The organism is Citrobacter sp. Cpo061 (assembly GCF_030332845.1).
GTDB lineage: Bacteria > Pseudomonadota > Gammaproteobacteria > Enterobacterales > Enterobacteriaceae > Citrobacter > Citrobacter portucalensis.
Genome location: NZ_JAOWHB010000017.1, coordinates 1 through 247 on the forward strand (window position 1 = coordinate 1; position 247 = coordinate 247).

Annotated in this window: 1 pseudogene; it reads left to right on the plus strand. The window is 45.3% G+C overall.

Going from position 1 to position 247, the window contains the following annotated elements:
- Nucleotides 1–110: 110 nt before the first annotated feature.
- Nucleotides 111–247: pseudogene (locus tag OGX97_RS01265) on the plus strand (phage tail protein); the annotation flags it as partial.

The window sequence follows — 247 nt, forward strand, 5'->3', positions numbered from 1 at the left end:
GTGAATTACATTTACATCGATACTCGACTTTACCCCTAAATATATTTTCCTTCCAAAATTAAAAACCTCGCTCCGGCGGGTTTTTTATTATCTGAATTCAGGAGATATCCATGTCAGCAGGAACTTTAACCCTGACGAATAACTCTGCTGCTGTCGCTGGCAACGGGACCGCGTTTACCACCGAGGTGGCTGCCGGAGATTTTATTGTTGTCACTGTCGGAGGCGTTCCCTATACGCTACCGGTTAA